Origin of the sequence: Stenotrophomonas sp. NPDC077420 (assembly GCF_044543385.1) — a bacterium.
Lineage (GTDB): Bacteria > Pseudomonadota > Gammaproteobacteria > Xanthomonadales > Xanthomonadaceae > Stenotrophomonas.
Genome location: NZ_JBITVZ010000008.1, coordinates 36121 through 54499 on the forward strand (window position 1 = coordinate 36121; position 18379 = coordinate 54499).

General features: G+C 64.1%; 9 protein-coding genes. All 9 read right to left on the reverse strand.

The genetic code is table 11. The features are described 5' to 3' along the window. Positions 1–30 precede the first annotated feature (30 nt). The 9 genes from ACIGII_RS09730 to ACIGII_RS09770 all read right to left on the reverse strand — a co-directional run bounded on the left by ACIGII_RS09730 (position 31) and on the right by ACIGII_RS09770 (position 18346). Positions 31–933, reverse strand: coding sequence for a hypothetical protein (locus ACIGII_RS09730; RefSeq protein WP_399637185.1), 903 nt, complete (start codon positions 931–933; stop codon positions 31–33). A gap of 227 nt (positions 934–1160) precedes the next feature. Then, on the reverse strand, positions 1161–1436 hold the full coding sequence (locus tag ACIGII_RS09735; protein WP_399637187.1) for a hypothetical protein: 276 nt from the start codon (positions 1434–1436) through the stop codon (positions 1161–1163). A gap of 33 nt (positions 1437–1469) precedes the next feature. Next, positions 1470–2288 carry an Imm49 family immunity protein gene (locus tag ACIGII_RS09740; RefSeq protein WP_399637190.1) on the reverse strand — a complete coding sequence of 273 codons (819 nt, stop codon included), beginning with the start codon at positions 2286–2288 and terminating at the stop codon, positions 1470–1472. A 197-nt stretch (positions 2289–2485) separates the two neighbouring features. Beyond that, positions 2486–2908, reverse strand: a complete 423-nt coding sequence (locus ACIGII_RS09745; RefSeq protein WP_399637192.1) for a hypothetical protein — start codon at positions 2906–2908, stop codon at positions 2486–2488. Positions 2909–3338: 430 nt separating this feature from the next. Then, on the reverse strand, positions 3339–4175 hold the full coding sequence (locus ACIGII_RS09750; RefSeq protein WP_399637195.1) for an Imm49 family immunity protein: 837 nt from the start codon (positions 4173–4175) through the stop codon (positions 3339–3341). Between the two features lie 3 nt (positions 4176–4178). Next, positions 4179–4418 (reverse strand): hypothetical protein, encoded by a 240-nt coding sequence (locus tag ACIGII_RS09755; protein WP_399637197.1) that lies wholly within the window; start codon positions 4416–4418, stop codon positions 4179–4181. 65 nt (positions 4419–4483) lie between these two features. Continuing rightward, positions 4484–5311 carry an Imm49 family immunity protein gene (locus tag ACIGII_RS09760; protein WP_399637199.1) on the reverse strand — a complete coding sequence of 276 codons (828 nt, stop codon included), beginning with the start codon at positions 5309–5311 and terminating at the stop codon, positions 4484–4486. A 553-nt stretch (positions 5312–5864) separates the two neighbouring features. Continuing rightward, the gene (locus ACIGII_RS09765; protein WP_399637201.1) at positions 5865–6626 is read right to left on the reverse strand and encodes a hypothetical protein; all 762 of its coding nucleotides are present in this window, start codon (positions 6624–6626) and stop codon (positions 5865–5867) included. After that, on the reverse strand, positions 6626–18346 hold the full coding sequence (locus tag ACIGII_RS09770) for a hemagglutinin repeat-containing protein (RefSeq protein ID WP_399657507.1): 11721 nt from the start codon (positions 18344–18346) through the stop codon (positions 6626–6628). The genes ACIGII_RS09765 and ACIGII_RS09770 overlap by 1 nt, the downstream gene beginning before the upstream one ends. Positions 18347–18379: the final 33 nt, after the last annotated feature.

Genomic DNA, 18379 nt, shown 5'->3' on the forward strand with positions numbered 1-18379 from the left:
CGGGGCTCTGCCCCGCTGCTTCACCCCGACTCAGGCGCCCTCGCCCTCCACAGCCGCCGCCGGCACCGCAACCTCGGCGGCCGCAGCAGGAGCAACCGCCGGTTCCTGCGACACCGGCGAGCGGTCCGGGAACAGCGTCGGCAGCGCGGCAACGAACTTGGCCGCACACGCATCGGTGTAGCGCTGGGCAACCTGCCTGGCCATCGCGTAGTCGTCGGCCTGCCAGGCCTCCAGCGGCGCGGAAACCGGTTCGGCGACACTGCAGTGCGCACCTTCACCGCCGGTCAGGCGCAGCAGCTTGCGGCGGTACGGGAAGCCCACATGCATGGTCTGGCGCAGCTCGTACTCGGTCTCCGCGTTGCCCAGTTCCTTGTAGACCAGCGTGAACTCGCCCACGGTGGACATCACCCAGACCTCCTCGTCCGGCACCGCGCCCGGGTGCGCTGCGAAGTAGACCCCCAGACTCTCGCGCATCCTGTTGTTGAGGTAATTGAAGGCCGGGTTGGGGACGCTTTCGACGCGGGTGCCGTGCAACTGGTGTTTGTTGAAGGTGCTGCCGCCCACGGTACCGGACAGCAGCGAAAGGACCGCCTTGCGCGCAAGCGCACCGCCCGTGGCGGAGCGCTGGACCAGACGAAGCTCGCGGTCGCTGACCGGCTGACCGTCCGGGCCGGGCTGCGATTCGGCGCTGACGCGTACCCGGCCGACCCACGGCGGCACGACATCGGTAACGACTTCCTCATCAGCAGATGTGTCCTCCGCCACCGCGGTGTCAATGTCGTCGGCCACGCTCTCGACATCTGCGGGTGACGCAGCACCGTCCACGGCCACACCGACCGGTGCCGCCGGCACCGGTTCATCAGCATGCGCTGGACTGTAGAGGGCGATGCCGCCCAGCAGCAGGGCGACAGAAAGGGGATGGGGCATCTGCATGGAAATGAGGTCCTGGTAGAGGAAGTCTTGCGCCAACCCAGGAACGTCGGTCGTAGCAGCGGCATTGCGTCACGTCCATGTCCCATCCACCGCGATCCGTCGCGGTCCACATGCCGAGCTGCAGCACACACTGATCAACCGGCATGCGCCGGGATCCTGTTGCCATCCGCCTGTCGCCAGGCGGCAGTACGCCGGGGTGCCAAAGCAACCTCCTTGCGCATCGATCATTATCGGCCGGAGCGCAGGTTTATTAAGTGGCATTTACGACATCTGATCAGCGAATCAGTCCGCATCATCAATCGCCACTTGCGTGCCAGCGGCATCGAGTCGTCAGACGATGCCATGAAGGCAAATGCGGCCTCTGCACCCGAAAGCGTGAAGCGTCCGGTGTGGGCCTCATCCTCCTTTGAAAGCGGCAACGACTCCGGAGCAACTTCTCCAGTTGCAAACTCGTCGTCCCAGAGGGGATGGGTCTTGTACTCGGGCATCACCTTGATCTTCATCTCGTACCACCTCCTGCCAGAAGAGCGCCGATATCAACTACGCGGCACAGGCATCGAGTCGTCAGACTTCGCCATGAAAGCAAACGTGTCGTCGTACCTCGACAGTGGCGAAATGGGCAGCCACTCCTTTGGAACCAAAGGGGACTCGACCTTCACCGGGAATCCGTGCCGCCAGGCAATTTTTGCGTAGACGATGGCAAAGGTGCAGATGAGGTCCTGGCTGTATCCGCTCTCTTCCTGTCGGCGGCGTTTCAATAGCTTGGGTTCCACCATCTCGGCCAGGGCGGACTGCATCCCATCCACATCGCCGTCGGCCAGCGAGAGATGAAAACGATGGTCCGCCTGGTACGCCGCCTGCTTCGCTGGGAGGTCGTTAAGGAATACGCGGCAGCGGGCTGCAAGCGGCTCCCAGTCTCCACGAAGTGCAAGCCACGTATTGTAGTGATAGTACTCATCCATCCTCGGATTCTTCAGGCGTGTCGCAGCGAGCGTGCCGCTCCCTGACGAAAACGGATAGGCGAATTTACTGAACCAATCGATGAGAGATGGCTCGTCCGAGAGCAGCGGCATCAGGTGCACCGGAGTGAAGTACACGCCCCTCGGGTCATCCTGGTAGGTGGTACGCTTTAACTTGGCCGATACGTACGCCCACTGCTTAAGCGCATTGATATCTCCGCCTTCGAACCAGACCAACAAGGCTTTCACCATTGCGTATTCGTGGAGCAGCGCCTTACAGATATGGGGATCGCCAGTGCCATCTTCGATGTGTGCGATGTACGTATCGGCGTCAAGGCCGATGCTGGGATCAAGAAATAGCTTTAGACGCTCCATTCCAGCTTCGAAGCTTGCCATATTCATTCCATTTCTCAGCGTTCATTTCCATCGACCAAGCGTGAAAATTACCAATTCACCGAATGTCTTGTCTATGCCCGCTACTGCGAAGAGATTGATCACTCTAGTGGTGCTTTGAAAATCTAGCCTTGGTGATCTGGAGCCAGTGAAGCTTGGCAAGGCCAGATCAGGTGGCGGCAGCGGTAGAGTGTGGTGATCTAATCGAAGGTAACGACACACTCACCCAGCGAATAAGCTCGTCCGTCGGAAATCCTTAGCACTCCTTGATCGAACCAGGCAAGAAGAAGTCCAAGCCCTTGCGCTCCTTCCTCGATATCCAGACTCCAACCCTCGAGGTCACCGTGGTAGTACATCGCACGGAACAGCTGGCTATCCGGAGTGAGGATTGCGCATGAATGGGATGAGCGTCCGCCTCGCTTCGCCCTTCTATTCGGAACCTCTTGCAGGAGACGCTTGAACAGCGTGTCAGGAGAAACGCGCTTATCGTCTTGGTAATAAATGGCTTCCTGACCGTCAACCGGATACAACCCGGGAATGATCCTATCGTCCAGACGCTCTAACCTACCGCCCAGAATTCTTTCTAGATCACCCAGCTCTTGATTATCGTTCTCATCGATCATTTTATTTGCGCTACGAGCAGTCTGAGGTTACCGATTTCCGCCCCCTTGCTACTTGCTACTCATCGTATGCGGAGGGAGAAGTTTGCTTGTTCAGTATGGTTCTCTATAGCCAGTCGGATCGTGCTAGTACCTGACCCAACAGGCGGCCCCCAACTCCTTGGCAACCCTTGAAGTCAGAGCTCGGCCTTTCGCCTCGAAATCCAGTTCTTCGGCTTCGGTCCAATGGTAGGCGGCGGGGTCTTCCCAATCCAGCTTCTGCTCGAAGAACTCTACCCAGCGATTGAGGTCTAGAACGAGCTCCTTTGAAAGCGGCAACGACTCCGGAGCAATGTCTCCGGTCGCAAACTCGTCGCCCCGGAGGGGATAGGCATTCTACTCGGGCATCACCTTGATCTTCATCTCGAGCCGCCTCCGCCCGGATGCGCCGATATCAGCCATGCGGCACCCGCATCGACTCGTCAGATTCCGCCATGAACGCAAAGGCTACTTCGTACCTCGGCAGCGGCACTATGGCCAGCCACTCCTGGGGAACCCAAGGGGAGTCGACTTGAACCTGGAACCCATGCCGCCGGGCAATCTTTGCGTAGACGATCGCAAACGTGCAGATGAAGTGCTGACTGTAACCACCCTCCTCCTGTTGCCGGCGTCGCATCAACTTCGGTTCAAGAAGCTCGGCCAACGCGGACTCCATGCCCGCTACATCGCCTTCGCTGAGCGCAAGATGGAACCTGCTATCGGCTTGGTACGCCGACTGCTTTGCCGGGACATCGTTGAGGAAGGCGCGGGAACGTTCTGCAAGCTTCTTCCAGTCTCCCCGGAGTGCCAGCCACGTGTTGTAGTGGTAGTACTCGTCCATCCTCGGATTATTGAGCCGCGTAGAGGCGGGGCTCCCGCTCTCTGACGAGAACGGGTACTCAAAGTTGCCGAACCATTCGATGAGAGAGGGTGCGTCAGAGAGCAGGGGCATCAGGTACACAGGTGTGTAGTACACGCCGTGCGGCCGCATCTGATACATGGCGCGCCTCAACTTCCCCGCGACAAAAGACCATTGCTTCAGTGCTGACAGGTCGTGGTGCTCGAACCAAGCCAGCAATGCTTTTATCATTGAAAAATCATACAACTCCGCTCTGCATGCATACGCATCCCCTGTTCCCGCCTCAATGTGAGAAATACACGCGTCGGCATTGAGGCCCAGCGCAGGATCCAAAAAGAGCTTCAATCGCTCTATGCCGGCATCAACGCCGTTTCGATAATTACTGCAGTTCATAGTTCACACGCCCTGGATGGCCTGCCCCGGAAGCAAGTGGCTGATTTCGTCGGAAATTGGCCAGCGCAGGTCAAAACGCAACGACGCACTCGGCCAGAGAATAGGTTCGTCCATCGGAGAGTCTAAAGACTCCTTCGTCGAACCAAGCAAGGAGGAGTCCAAGGTCCCGTGCACCTTGCTCGATATCCAGTCTCCAACCCTCAAGGTCGCCATGGTAATGCATCGCACGAAATAGCTGGCCATCCGGAGTGGTCCAGACTAACCATCCATCTGCGGCTGACACCGAACGTATATACCGTGTCAGCCTGCTACAGCGGGATTGAATCATCCAGCTGTGCCATGAAGGTGAACGGATCCTCATAGTCGTCTAATGGTGCGATTGGCAGCCACTCTGCAGGAATCCATGGAGAGTCCATTTCAACGCGGAAGCCATGCCACCATGCGATCTTTGCGTAGACGACGGCGGCAGTGCAGATCAGGTTCTGCGTGTATCCGCTTTCTTCCCGGCTCCTTCGCCTCATCAACTTCGGATCGACCAGCTCTGTTAAAGCTGCTTCCATGCTTGAAACATCCCCCGTCGCAAGTGCGATGTGGAAGCGACTATCCGCTTGGTAAGCTGCCTGCTTGGTAGGTACGTTTGATAGAAAACTGACACAGCGCGGCATCAGGACGTCCCATGCACCGGACAACGCGAGCCATGTGTTGTGGTGATGAAACTCATCCATCCTCGGATTGTCGAGTCGCGTAGCAGCGACAGATGCTCCCCCAGGAGAGAAGGGGCGCTCGAACAAGGAGAACCACTTGATCAATGCGACGTCGCTCGAGATCAGCGGCATCAGATACGTCGACGTCAGACATACGCCGTCGGGGCGTTGCTGATACATCGCGCGGGTCAGCTTGCCTGACGCACAAGCCCACCGCTTAAGCTGATCGATGTCTCCTTGCTCAAACCAAGCAAGAAGCCCTTTAACCGTCGAGTAGTCGCTTAGCAGCGACTTGCACATGTAAGGGTCGCCTGATGACCCCTCGATGTGCGCGATGTAGGCCTCCGGCTTGAGTCCCCACTTGGGATCCAGGAAAGTCTTGAGGTGCTCAACCGCCGCTGTAACGCCCTGGATGTAGGAGTCTGTGTGCATTCAAATTACCATCGTTGGACATTTACCATTACGAGCTCACCGGTCTGTTTGTTGACGCCAGCGACGGCAATTTTAAGGGTACCGTCCGCCAAGGCGTTGGTTACCGCACTGCGGGCAGGACCCGGCGGCAGTCTTCCAGTTACATCCGATATCCATGCATTGGAAAGTTGGACCCCGCCATTGCTCGCTCCAAGCTGAATGGATTGGCTCAATGCTCCACTTGTCCCGCAGCTTAATTTTGCCTGCATTGAGCTCTTCCAACCGGGCACCCTGATTGATCATGGCCTTCAATTCCTTGTGGAAGGTGGTGGCGCCGTCACTTACCCGTGTGGCCGCCCGGCTGTCCTGTAGGGGGTTGGGCCACGTTAGTTCGTCAGTCAATGTCCTGAAACGCTCTACTTCCGTCATAGATACACCCCACGCCTTGAACAATAGCGCGGAGGAAACGCCCGGCCACTGGATAGAGCCGCCGGCATTGTGCTTGCTGCTGCAGCGCTTTAAGCAGTGGTTCGTGCACCGTGAAGCGAGTTCAGTGCAGCTTGGCAAGCTCAGATCAGGTGACGTCAGGTTTGGGTGCAGGCTCTTCCCCAATTCGGAACCTTCCGGGGCGATACAGGCTCTTGAGCTCTGCGCGGCGGAGTGAGAAGGCATTGAAGTTATTCTTCACGTCCTCCAACTTCTCGGTCACGGTGACGAGATATCCATTTAAGCGCTCGTCTACAGAAAAGCCACGTTGGCGCATCCCCTGTCGATCACCCTCATCGGAGAATTCATCTCCGTAGTACATCGCCCAAGCGATGTTGGCGATGTCTGGATTCAACGCCGCACCAAACGACCCCGCTTCGAAAGACGACCAGGGACTCGGCCGTCCTATCTCGGGAGCAGTGAAAAGGTGAAGCATCGCCAAGCGGGGGGGGAAGACGTCGATTAGGGCCCGAAAGACCTCAAACCATTCCACCTTCGAACTCCACTGGCACGTGATGTTGACTGTGCCTGGCAGCACGGCTCCGCGGTTGTTTCGCATGGTATGGCAAACATAACCGTTCGACTTCACCGCCGCCTTTCTCCTCCACGCAAAGTCGAGACTGAAGTCAGAGATGGCGCCTTCCACGCGAATTTGCGCAACCTCATTCCACCACACATCCAAGGTATCGGGGCCAGAGAATGCGTCCTTGAATCTATCCGGATTGTGAGACACCTGCTCCGGATACAACTGTCCGTCGCCGAGCGAAAGAACGTCCAGCAACGCTCGTCCGACCTCTAGCGGCTTTGTCTCGACCCGAGTGCGAAGTGCAATCTTTACGTATGTCTTCATCAGAATTCCGTCAAAAGCCCACTCTTGGGATCATAGCGATAGATCTCGCCACCCGCATCTCTGATCTGATCGAGGACGTTCTGCGAAACAGACTGCGTGCGGGGGCTAACGACAAGATTGATTGGCTGGCCAGTTTCGTTAGCCAGCCGAATCTGCGCCCGGAGTTGGTCCGTCATTCGCAACTGCTTTACGTTCTTTATCTCCAGCAAGCCGCCAGCCTCTCTTCCCCAAGCGTCAGGTATTGTCGTCACCTTCTGGCCGTTAGGGAGCGTCACTTCGACGACGGTCGTGTTCTTGCCCACGCCGTTGTGCGAAAGAGCCTCGATAACTTGTCGCTCGAACTCCGCACCGGCTGCCTGATTCATACGAACGTTGACAGACGCCCAAGCCCGCGCCTCCGTCTCGTAGATTTTGCCAGTAGGTCCCTGCACAACCACTTCGCCTTGCGGGTCGATTACACGACGGTAGCCATCCGGCAGGCCACCCGTCTCGTTGAAGGCAGCACCTGCGCTTTGACCGCTACGGTAGCCAGGCGGCAGATCGGGCGCGGCGAAGTCGGTGCGGATGGCATCGGACCTGCCTACGTCCGCTGCAATGTCGTCCGCGCGCGTTGCCGTGCGCTCTCCAAGCGTGCTTCCTGGCGCAGGTGTCTCCGGGATGGCTTCGGCAACCGGCCTGCTTGGCGCGGTCGTGGATTCCTTCACAGGGATGAGCTTGCCGAGCTGCCCCGCCAGCTTTGCCATGGCGAACGCCGTGGCCACATCCTTGACAGCTCCCTCAACGTCGCCAGTCGCGACCTTTCGCGACACTTCCAAAGCGAAGCCAACGTCGCCTGTGAATGTCGTCAGGATTGTCCACGCATCTCGGCTGACGACATCGCTGACGAAGTCGTCGCGCCAGCCAGCGTCCACTCGGTTCAACGCTTGGAGCAGATATCGACGTTCGTCCTCGGTCTTGCCGCTGGATATGATCACACCATAGAGCTGCGAGAGCTCCTGGGTTCCACGCAGCTTGTCGGCAAACAGCGTGCTGTCTGTGTACTGCGCATAGTCGGCACTGAAGTAGGTGAACTCTCCGGTTGTTTTGCTGGTCGCTTCGTACAGGAACGTCTGCGCGGGGCCATCTTGGGCGGTGAGCCCTTTGTGGCCCAGCATCTTGTTCCAAGCCTCGTCGACCTGGCGAACCGCCTGGATCATCAGGCGCTGGCGAGCCGCGCTGACCTGCTCGGGCGTGCATTGCTCGGCACAGCCGAATTCACTTTGCGCGAACGCCAAAGCGTGAGCGTTGATGTACCTGATCTCATCCGGATGCAGCTGACGGTTGTACTGCTCACCGGCCAGTCCGGTTGCCACGCCGACGTCTCCACCGACAGCACCCAATGCAGCACTGACAAGTTGCTGAATCATGCTGCCTTCTGCAGCAGACAAGGGACGGCCAAGCTCGGCAGCGCCTGCCCCAAGCGCACCGGACAGCACATCCGAGCCGCCCGAACCGGCCACAATCGCGCCTGCCACGGCGTGGAGTAGCGTTTTGCCAGCACCGCCGTCCTTCCATAGGTCGTACTGAGTCTGGTTTGCCGCTATCACGGCATTGGCGTCGGCTATATCCTGCTGAAGCTGTGCTCTCTGCTCCGGAGATGCACTATCGCCCAGAAGGTCCAGCTGAGATTGCGCAATCTCTGCCTTCATCTCTGCCTGACGGTACGTATCCGTCAGTGCTTTGGTGATGTCGCCCGTCGCTCGGAACGCGACCTCCCCTGCGATCTGTCCCGCGACAAGATCGCGCTGGACCTGCTCGGCATCAAACTTGTTGTCCAGGCCTTCCTGCTGAAGGTCGGTGACTTTGCGCTCCAGGCCATCCAGTGCGGACGTATCACCATTTCGTACCGCCACCGTACCGGCAGAGATATCGCTCCGCGTCGTGCTGCTTGCAGATTCGCTTTGCGGAACTCCCAAGCCGGGATTGAAGCCAGGCTCATTCCAGCGTGTTCCCGTAGGAGCACCCGCGTTGGCACCCCCATTGCTCTGATCACCAATCGAACCACTGAACCCGGCTGACCCTCCAAAGCTGCCACCGCTGTAGTTGGCGTGGTTGCTCAGGTCGGTAACCCCCAGGCTCTCTGTCGAAAGGAGGTTCTTCGACGGATCAGCGGTGCTGGCGATGACCGCCCCATCCAGCTGGGTGTGGTTGCCCACATTGATCTGGTAGCCGCCCGCACCCGCCGCGATACCGGTCTGCTGGGTGGTGCTGTTGTAGTTGTTGTGGATGTCGGTCTGGCCGTAGCTCACGCTGCCGCTGCTGGCGCCGAAGCACAGCGGCGGAATGCACAGCGAGACACCGAAGCCGCCGTTCTGGTCCTTCTGGTCGTAGTACTGGCGGTCCTGGCTGCTGGTCAGCGTGAGGTCGCGGCCGACGTCGGCCAGCACGCTGTCGCCCACGGCCTGGGCGCCCTGCAGGGTGGTGTCGCGGCCGCTGGCCAGCGACAGCTGGTTGCCCGCCTCCACCTGGGTTGCCTGGTGGGTGGTGCCGTTGCCCTGCATCTGGCCCTTCGCGGCGGAGGCGGCCAGTTCAATGGTGAAGCCGTTCTGCGAGCCGCCCAGGCCGAAGCCCACGCCCACGCTGCCACTGCCGCTCTTGCTGGTACCGTCCTGCTGGTTGCTGCTCTGGCTGGACAGGAAGTTGATGTCGCGCGCCGCGTCGAAGCTGGCGTTGTTGCCGGCGGTGATCTGCGCGCCACGCAGGGTGATGTCGCCGTTTGCGGCGTAGCCATCGGCGCCGGTGGTGCCGTCGCCGGTGGCGACGACGGTGACGTTGCGCCCGGCCGACACCGTGCTGCCCTGCTCGATGGACTGCTGCAGGGTGTTGCTGCTGGACCCGCTGCTGCTGCCCACGCTTACGGTGACCTTCACCGCCGCGCCGGTGCCCTGCATGGCGTCCTTGGCGGCGTAGCCTGCCTGCGCCGCATACAGCGCCGCCAGGCGGTCGTCGCCCGCTTCAGAGGCACGCTGTGCAGACTCGGCCGCCTGCGCAGCCTGCACGCCATACCCGGACAGCGCGATGGTGCCGCCGGCCTGGTTGACGCGGTGACGCTCAGCCTGGCTCAGGGTATCGGTGGCTGCATCGAGGATGACATTGCGACCGACCAAGGTGACGTCGTTGCCTGCCGCGATGTCCGCGCCGCGGGCGACCAGGTCTTCCTTGGCAACCAGGCTGATGTCGCCGTTGGTGCTGCTCAGGCTGGTGCGCACGCTGTTCTGGTCGGTCTGGCGACCATTGACGTCGTGCAGCTCGTTGCGCACACCCGTGCTGCCGGTGTAACCGTCGCCGCCCAGATCGCCGATCTGCTTGCTTCGCTGGGTTTCCTGCCAGGTGCGGGTGATCTCGCCCGGGAGCAGTTCGATGCCGCCCTTCTGGGCCAGCACGTTGAGCGCGTTTTCGGCGGCCACCTGTGCACCCTGCAGGGTGATGTCGCCTTCGCGGCTGACCAGGTTGATCCTGTCGGCATTGATGGTGCTGCCGGTCTGGCCGATCACCTGCTGGTTGCTGCTGCCGTCGCTGTTGCCGCTGTTGTACGGCGACATGCGCACGCCGCTGCTGTTCGGGCCGCCCTGAATGTGGCGGAACATGTCGCCCAGCGAGATGGAGCTGGCGCCGTACTGCTTGGTGCTGGATGAGCCGTTCTGGTCGTTGGACTGGGTATCGACGCTGGTGAGCAGCATCACGTGGCGCTGGGCATCGAGCGTGGCGGTGCCGCCGGCGGCGATGGAGCTGCCCGCCACGGTGATGTCGCCTTCGGTGGCGCGGATGCTGATATTGCCAGCGGCGTTGAGGCTGCTGCCGCGCTGGGTGGTGGTGTCCACCGCCACGCTGCCCTGGCTCTTGCTGCTGCCGTAGCCGACATTTATGCCGGGTAGGGTCAGCGAGGCCGCGCCCAGTTCCTTGATGTAGCCGCCGGCCTTCTCCGCGCTGCTTCCCGAGCCGTTGCTGACCTGCTGCAGGTTGCGGATCGTGTCGATCGGGGTACCGGTGAGCGTGGCGGACACGCCACTGCTGCGGCTGCTCTGGCTGGCACGGTAGCGCTCGGTTTCCTCGGCCGGATTGATGGTGACGTTCTTGCCCTGGATGGCGATGTTGCCGCCCAGGCCCAGCACGTCGTCGGCCGCACGGCCGGCCAGGACGTCGCTGCCACTCAGGGTGACGTCGCCGCCGGCGATCATGCTGACGTTGCCTTCCAGGCTGCCGATCATGCTGCCGGAGCGGGTGGTCTGCTCCAGCGAGGTCGCCGTGCTGCCCTTCTGGCTGCCGGCGGTGATGCCGATGCCGCCGAATCCGCTGGCACCGCCGCCACCGAAGAGGCCCGACTTCTTTCTGCTCTGTTCGAAGGATTCGCTGTGCTGCTCGGTGGCCGCCTCCACGGTGATGTTGCGATCCGCAGCCAGCAGCACGTCGCCGGTGGCGCCGATCTGCACGCCGGTGGCGCTGATGTCGCGGCCTGCTGCGATCTGCACGCCGTCGCCACTGAGCGTGGTGCCCACCGCGTAGGTGTCCGACGAGGTCTCGCGGGTGGTGGTGGTGGTGCTGGAGAAGGTTTTCTTCTTCTTGCTCCAGGTGTCCTGCTCGAAGCTATGTTCTTCATCGGCGGTGGCCAGCACCACGTCACGGCCGGCAGAGACGGCAACCGTACCGCCGTCGCTGTACACGCCTGCCGAGGTAAGCGTGGCGTCCTGGCCGGCGACCAGCGCAATATCGCCACCGGCCTTGAGGGTGCTGCCATGGACGGTCTGGTCCAGGGTCTCGGTCTGCTGGGAGTAGCGCTTGCGACGGATGTCGGTGCTGCTGGTGTCGGTGGTGGTGACTTCGCCCACGTTGAGGTCGCGACCGGCCACCACGGCCAACGCGTTGCCCGCCGTGAGGTTGGCGGCGTTGAGGTTGACGTCCTGCCCCGCCTGCAGCGCCATGCTGCCGCCGGCTTCCAGGCCGCTGGCCTGGAGGGTCTGGCGGGTGCTCTCGGTATTCCTGTAGCGGCTGGTCTGCTCGGTGCTGAGCACGTTGAGGTTGATGTCGTTGCCGGCCACTGCGCTGAGACCGTTGCCGGCCTTGACCTGCACGGCGGTCAGCGTGAGGTCGTTGCCGGCCTGCAGGCCCAGGCTGCCGCCCACGTCCAGGGTGGTGCGGTTGAACAGTTCGCCGTTGGCGCCGCTCTGCTGGGTGGTCAGGTTGAGGTCGCGCCCGGCCTGCAGCGCGGCATTGCCCTTGGCGCTGGTCTGCGCGCCCACCAGCGACAGGTCGCGGCCGGCAACCAGTTCCAGGCCACCGGTGGACTCGATCCGCGCCACGCCGAGGCTGGCCACGCTCTGCAGATCGCGGCCGGCCACCAGGCTGATGCTGCCGCCCTGGATGAGGCCGTCCTTGTTGATGATGTCTTCGACGGCGGACACGCGCAGGCTGCCGCCGGAGGTCATCGCGCCGCGATCGTTGAGCAGGCTGCCGGCGTCGATCGACAGACGGCTGTCGGCGGTGATCATGCCTTGGTTGTTCACGTTGCCGGCGCGGATCTCCACGCTCTCGCCGGCAATGGCCGCGCCACCCAGCTGCAGGCGGTCGGCCGTGGCCTGGCTCAGGTACACCACCGGCACCAGCACCTGCTGGCCGCCAATGTTCTGGGCCACCATCCAGACGATATCTTCGTCCAGGGCGGCCATCTGTTCGGCCGACAGCGCGATGCCCACGGTCAGCTGCAGGCGGCCGGCCTCGGTCACGCCGCCGTCCATCATGGCGCGGTACTGGTCGATGCCGTTGTCCAGGTCGGCGTCGAGGTACTTGCGCCCGGTCAGGCCGGTGATCTGCTCCAGCACGAGGCGCTGTTCGTAGAAGTCATCGCCCAGGCGCTTCAGGCGCTGCTCCGGGTTCAGGTTGAGCTTGTCGAACATGTAGTTCGAGCCCAGCCATTGGTCGTGGTTGGCGAAACGGGGGTCGCTCTCGACCAGCCAGCGCTGGTTGCCCGGATCGACGGTGTACATGCCGCTGGCCGGGGGCAGCAGGTTCGGCAGCGGGTTCTCTGCGGTGCCCACCACCTGCGGCGGCTTGACTACGCCGCTGGTGCCCGGTGCTGGCGCGTCCACGTGCGGGAGCTGGCTGTTGCCGCCTACGCTGCCCGTTGCCGGGCCGCTGGCCACGCCGGTTACCGGGTCCGGCGCGCCGACGCTGCCGGTAGCGGGGCCGGCCTGGCTGCCGCTGCCCAGACCGGGCACATAGGCGCCCACGCCGTTCCAGCCGCCTACGTCGGCTGCGGTACCTCCGCTGCCGGCGTTGACCACGGTGTTGTTGACCTCGCGGGCTTCGATGAGCACGTTGCGTCCGGCGGTGATGGTGGCATTGCCTCCCGGCACCGCCACTTCCTTGGTGACCGTGGTGGTACCCAAGCTGCCTGACGCCCAGCGCGGCTCTTCCTGGCAGTCCAGGTCCCACCGGCAGGTCTGGTACTCGATTTCGTACTCGGAGACGCGCTGGATGATCTTGGTCGCGGTCAAAGCGACGTTGTTGATCACGCCCGCCCAGTCGGCCGGGTTGTCACTGTTGGCGGAGCCCCGGCCATTGACGGTCAGGTTGGTACCGGCGGCGATGGCCGAATGGATGTTGTCCACGCTGCCGCCGCTGATCAGCATGTCGCGGCCGGACAGGAACTGGCTGGCCGCGCTGGCCGCAGTGATGCGGGTGCCTTCCAGCACGGTGTCGGTGTGGGTGACGCCGTGGTCGATACGGATGAAGCAGGGGGATTGCGTGCTGCCGCAGTAGCGATCCCAGATATCGGCAGGGGTATTCCCGCCGTCGAAGCGACCGGCGTCCGGATCGCCGATCTGGTCCTCGGCGGTGTAGGTCTTCTGTTCGTACTGCAGCACGCGACGCTCGTTACGCACGCCCAGTGCCAGCAGCACCAGGTCGCGCTCGGCCTGGATGCGGCCGGAGCGGTTGATGATCTGCTGTGCGTTGCCACCCTGGCGCCCGCCAATGCGGATATCGCCGATGCTGTACAGCTCGCCGTCGAGGTTGTTGAAGACGTCCGCGTTGATGGCCAGGGTGCCGGTGGTGGCCAGCAGCCCTTCGTTGTAATCCCGCACGGGGATGGTGGTGCCAAGATCGCGGCCGTTGGTGACCGTACCGGCCGTGAGCGTCACCTCATCGCCCATCACCGTACCGGTGTTGGTGAACCAGCCGCTGCTGGTCTGCACACGGTCACCGTCGATGCGGCCGAGATTGTTGATGCCCTGGCTGGCGGTCAACGTCGCGCCGGCGGTACCGGCGCTGTTGCCGGCGCTGATGGTGCCAGTCGCGGTGTTGTCGATCTGCGCGGCATTGAGCTCCAGGGTGCCGCTGGTCTCGATGCGCCCCTGGTTGGTCAGCGTGCCAGCGACGTTCAGCGCCAGGCGCCCGTTGCTCTGCAGCTGCTGTGCGTTCTGGTGCAGGTAGTCGCCGGCCAGATGAAGTTCCAGGTCGGCACCGCCGAAGAGGCGGCCGTTGCTGCCCTGCAGGGCCTGCAGCTGCGCCCACAACTGCTGGTACGCGCTGATCTCGCCATTGCCGTTGTCCAGGGCGCCCACGTAGAGGGTGCTGCTGCGGGTGATCAGGCGGCCGCCGGTATTGTCCAGGTTCGCCGCGCGCAGGGTGAAGAGATTGCCGGCGGAGATCTCGCCGCCGCCGTTCAGCACCGTAGCCGAGGCGTTGTCCAGGGTCAGGTCTGCACCGGCATGCAGGCGACCGCTGCGGTTGTCCAGCTGGGTGGTCTGCAGGGTGGCGTTCTGGCCGGCGACCAGCTTGCCGCGCTGGTTGGCGACGCTGGCAGCGGTGAGGGTCAGGTTGCCCTGCGTGCTCCCCAGCACGCCGTCACTGTTGTCCAGCGCACCGCCGGTGGTGACGGTCAGGGCGTTGCTGCCATCGACCACCAGGCGGCCGTTGCGGTTGTCCACGGTGGCTGCCGTGACGCCCGCTGCGGCATAGGCCTCGATGCTGCCGCCCTGGTTGTCGAGCAGGCCGTCGGCGTCCAGCTGCAGCTGCCCGCCCGAGTAGAGCAGGCCACCGCCGTTGCGCAGGTCGCCGTTGACGTCCAGGGTAAGGTTCTGCCTGGCGTAGAGAGTGCCGTCCTGGTTCCCCAGGTCGGCGGTGGTGAGGCTGGCATTGCCCTCGGCGCCGACCAGGCCGCTGCGGTTGTCCACGCTGGCGGCCTGGATCTGCAGGGTGCCTGCCTGGCGCTGGGCCACGGTACCGGCCACGTTATGCAGGACGTCGGTGGCGCGCAGCTGCAGGTTGCCTACGGCATCGATGCGGCCGCCGCTGTTGTCGATCTGGCGCGCACGGATGTCCGCGCTGCGGCCGGCGCTGATCTGGCTGCCACCGGTGTTGGTCAGATTATTGGAAACATCGAGCAGCAGGGCCCCATTGCCCACGATCAGGCCGGCGTTGGCGTTGCTCAGCTGGCCGGCACGCACGGTCGCCGTGCCGGTACCGGCGTGCTCGATGCGGCCGCCGCTGTTGGAGAGGGTGGCCGCTTCCAGGGAAAGGTCGGCGGCGTTGGACGCAATGCGGCCGCCGTCATTGCGCAGCGCTCCGCTGAGTACAAGCGACAGCGCATCGTTGCCGGTCTGGATCAGCTCGCCGGCGCGGTTGTCCAGCGCCGCCGCCAGCAGGCCGAGGCGGGCGGCCTGCAGCGAGCCGCGCTGGTTGGTCAGTTCGCCACTGGTTTCCAGCTGCAGCATGCCGGTGGCAACCAGCGTGCCGTCGCTGTTGTCGAGCGCGCCGCCGATGGCGCGCGCCACCAGGTCGCCGCCGGACCAGACCAGGCCGTTGCGCAGGTCCAGGCCACTGCCCTGCAGCGCCACGCGCTGGCCGGCGTGCACCTTGCCCGATTGCAGCAGCAGCGTGGTCGCGGTCAGGGTGACCTGGCCGGTGCTGCCCAGGGTGCCATTGGCGGCCAGGCCGCCCACGATCTGGCCGCTGTTGTCGATGGTGCCGCCGGTGACCACCACGTTCCCGCTGGCCAGCAGGCGGCCGCGGTTCTCCACGGCGGCGCCCTGCAGCGTCACTGCGGCGGCCTGCATGCTGCCGGTGTTGCGCAGCACGGTGCCTGCGCCGGCGGTGATCGCACCGCTGGCGTACAGGTCGCCGTCGCTGGTCAGCGCCTGGCCGGCGTGCAGGGCGATGTCCGTGCTGCTGTCCAGGTTGCCGGCCAGCACCAGGTCGCGGTCGGCATGCAGGGTCACGCCATTGGCGGCGTAGGCCTTGCCGCCCTGGCGCAGCGTGCCGCCGGCCTGGGCGTTCAACTGCGCAGCGGCGATGGTCTTGCCGGTCAGGGTCATATCGCCGGCAGTGCGCAGGTCGACGCTCGACTGCTCGCTGCCGAGGTCGCCACGGCTGTCGAGCGTGGCGGCCTGGATGCCCAGCGCCTCCACCGCCACCAGGCTGCCCTGGTTGGTCACCGCGTCGCCGGCCACCAGGCGGGCGCTGCCGGCGCTGTAGACGGCACCGGCGTTGTCGATGCGCGCCGCACGCAGTTCCAGCGCGCGCCGTGCGTACAGGTTGCCGGCATTGCTGGCTGCCTGCAGGACCTCGATATCGAGCAGGTCCGCACTGGAGATGTCGCCGTTGGCGAGGTTCTGCAGGGCCTGCGCGCGCAGGACAACGGCCGCGTCACTGGCGATGACACCGGCATTGCGCAGCGTGCCGGTGCTGTCCAGGCGCAACGCATGGGTGCTGTAGACGGTCCCGCTGTTGTCCAGGTTGCCGGCGTTGAGCGTCATGCGCTCGGTGGCGTGCAGGCGGCCGGCGTTGTCGAGCAGGCCGGTGGCGGTGGCCGTGAGCTGGCGGCCGAGCGCCAGGCCGTCGCGGGTCTGGGTGAAGGTGCCGGTCGCGAGCTGCAGCTGCTGGGCGGCTTCCAGTCGCTGGCGGTTGACGATGCTTTCGGCATTGATGCGCAGGTCGCCATCGCTGATGACCTCGCCGGCGTTGTCCAGCTGCGCCGAGTGCAGGGTGATGGCCTGCCCGGCACGCAGGCGCGCGCCCGCGGCGTTGTCGATGCGGCGCGATGCGTCGATATCCAGGGTGCCCGAGGCCAGTACCGCGCCACGGTTGTCCAGAGCGCCCAGCGTGAGGCGGGTGTCGCTGGCCGCGGTGGTGCCGGTGTTGGTCAGGCGGTCGGCGTTGACGTCCAGGGCACGCTCGGCGATCAGCTGGCCGCCATTGGCCAGCTCGCCGGTGACCTCCAGGGTGACGTCGGTGCCGGCGGACAGTTCGGCCGAAGCGGCCTGCTGCAGCGCGCCGGCGTTCACGGCCAGGGTCTGCGCAGCGCCGATCAGCCCGCTGTTGTCGATCCGGCCGGCGACCGCCAGCGTGGTGTCGCGTTGGCCGTAGACCTGGCCACGGTTGGCGAGGCTGCCCGCTTCGATCCGGGTGCCGGTACCGCCGATCACCACGCCAGCGTTGTCGATGTGGCCGCCCGCCTGCACCTGCAGGGCGCCCTGCGCTGCCAGGCGTGCCCCCTGCTGCTGGGCGATGCTTGCCGCGCGTGCCTGCAACTGGTTGGCGGCGATCACCTGGGCGGCATTGTCCAGCTGCTGCCCGGCACGCAGGTCGATGTCGCTTCGGCTCTCGACCTGGCCGTCCAGCCGCAGGTTGCCGTCGGCACCCAGCTGTACCCTGCCGGCCAGCAGGTTGCCCGAGGCCTCCAGTCTTCCGGTCGCACGTGCATCCAGGGTGCCTGCCGCGTAGCTGGTGCCGCCCAGCTGGACGTCACGTCCGCCCAGGCGCACGTCGGTGCCGGCCTGTACCGCACCGGTGCTGGCCAGCGTGCCGCCACTCTCCACGGTGATGCTGCCGGCGGCCGCGGTGCGACCGGTGAGCTGCACATCGCCTGCGTTGGTGAGCACGAAGTCGCCGCCGGTGGCGACCAGCGCGCCCGCACTGCGCACGCCGACGCCTGCCTCGGTGCCGATCAGGCGGATCTTCCCTGCGTACATGCCGCCCAGCGCGGCCACGTCCAGGCCGAAGCCCTGGGTAGCGCCCTGGCCCTGGATGGCACGGGCCGCCAGGCTGTCGTAATCGATGTGGTTGGCCCCCACCACTACGTTGGCGTCCTTGGCCCACAGCCCGGCGTTGATCTCCACCGCGCGCGCGAGCAGATCGATGCGCTGCAGGTTGTCCGCGTCCAGGCCGGCACCTTCAATGCGGATGCTGCCGCGGCCGACCTGGAAGGCCGACAGGCTGCCGTCGCCGCCGAACAGGGGCGTGCCGGTGGTCAGCACGCCACGCGTGGTGTTGATGAAGCCGCAGCCGTCGCAGGTGATGCCGTTGGGGTTGGCGATGATCACCTGGGCCGCCGCGCCGGCCACTTCCACGTGGCCCTGCAGCAGCGAGCGGTTGCTGGAGGTGACTTCGTTGAGGATCAGGCGCGCGGACTGACCCGGCTGCAGGTTGGTGTTGCCCTGGATGTAGCCGGCCAGCTGGGTCTGGGTGGTGGACGCACTGTTGTTGAGCACCTGCCCCTGGCGGCCGACGTTGTACTGGTCGTACTGGTTGTGGGACACACCGGCCGCGTTGGGGGCAGCGATCTGCACCACCGGGACGCCGTTGGCCGAGGCCTCCTGCCGGGTCTGGCTACCGGCCTGCGGCTGTACCTGCGCGAACGAACTGAAGGGCCCGCCGAACACCGCCGTGACCAGGGCCGTGAGCATACCCATTCGCCACCGGGTGTTGATGGGCGAGGT

Coding starts and splice junctions, on each gene's coding strand:
- ACIGII_RS09755 (WP_399637197.1), bottom strand. CDS start 4,418: ATGGCCAGCTATTTCGTGCGATGCATTACCATGGCGACCTTGAGGGTT.
- ACIGII_RS09740 (WP_399637190.1), bottom strand. CDS start 2,288: ATGGCAAGCTTCGAAGCTGGAATGGAGCGTCTAAAGCTATTTCTTGAT.
- ACIGII_RS09770 (WP_399657507.1), bottom strand. CDS start 18,346: ATGCTCACGGCCCTGGTCACGGCGGTGTTCGGCGGGCCCTTCAGTTCG.
- ACIGII_RS09760 (WP_399637199.1), bottom strand. CDS start 5,311: ATGCACACAGACTCCTACATCCAGGGCGTTACAGCGGCGGTTGAGCAC.
- ACIGII_RS09735 (WP_399637187.1), bottom strand. CDS start 1,436: ATGAAGATCAAGGTGATGCCCGAGTACAAGACCCATCCCCTCTGGGAC.
- ACIGII_RS09730 (WP_399637185.1), bottom strand. CDS start 933: ATGCAGATGCCCCATCCCCTTTCTGTCGCCCTGCTGCTGGGCGGCATC.
- ACIGII_RS09745 (WP_399637192.1), bottom strand. CDS start 2,908: ATGATCGATGAGAACGATAATCAAGAGCTGGGTGATCTAGAAAGAATT.
- ACIGII_RS09765 (WP_399637201.1), bottom strand. CDS start 6,626: ATGAAGACATACGTAAAGATTGCACTTCGCACTCGGGTCGAGACAAAG.
- ACIGII_RS09750 (WP_399637195.1), bottom strand. CDS start 4,175: ATGAACTGCAGTAATTATCGAAACGGCGTTGATGCCGGCATAGAGCGA.